We start from the raw sequence: 774 nt of genomic DNA on the forward strand, positions 1-774 counted from the left end.
AGGTGGTGGGGATGAGGGTGTATTTGGTGGAGAGGTATTCGTGGATGCCTTCGAGGCCGCCTTCGCGGCCGAGGCCGGACTGTTTGATGCCGCCGAAGGGGGCGGCGGCGTTGGAGATGACGCCGATGTTCAGGCCCATCATGCCGGTGTCGAGGCGGTCGATCATGCGGTGGCCGCGGGCGAGGTCCTCGGTGAAGACGTAGGACGCGAGTCCGTATTCGGTGTCGTTGGCGAGGTGGACGGCTTGGTCTTCGGTGTCGAATTCGACGATGGAGACCACGGGGCCGAAGATCTCGTCGCGGAGGATGTCGGCGTCGGGGGTGACGCCGGTGACGACGGTGGGTTCGTAGAACGATCCGGGTGAGGGGATGCGGTGTCCGCCGGTGATCAGGGTGGCGCCTTTGGTGATGGCGTCGTGGACGAGTTCGTCGGCTTTCTGGACGGCTTTGTCGTTGATGAGGGGGCCGATGCCGACGCCGGGTTCGGTGCCGCGGCCGATGGTGAGGGCGCGGACCTTGTCGGCGAGGAGGGTGGCGAACTCGGTCGCGACGGCGGAGTGGACGATGAACCGGTTCGCGGCGGTGCAGGCTTGGCCGATGTTGCGGAATTTCGCGGCCATGGCGCCGTCGACGGCTTTGCCGAGGTCGGCGTCGTCGAAGACGACGAAGGGGGCGTTGCCGCCGAGTTCCATCGAGGTGCGGAGCACGTTGTCGGCGGCTTGTTTCATGAGGGTCTTCCCGACCGGGGTCGACCCGGTGAAGGACAGCTTCCGCA

General features: G+C 66.3%; 1 protein-coding gene. It reads right to left on the reverse strand.

All coding sequences use genetic code 11. The annotated features are described in order from the left end of the window. Nucleotides 1-774 (reverse strand): aldehyde dehydrogenase family protein (locus tag N1031_RS20405; protein ID WP_259481794.1); only part of this gene is annotated, 774 nt, incomplete at both ends.

Source organism: Herbiconiux moechotypicola (genome assembly GCF_024979255.1).
In the GTDB taxonomy this organism is placed as follows: Bacteria; Actinomycetota; Actinomycetes; order Actinomycetales; family Microbacteriaceae; genus Herbiconiux; species Herbiconiux moechotypicola.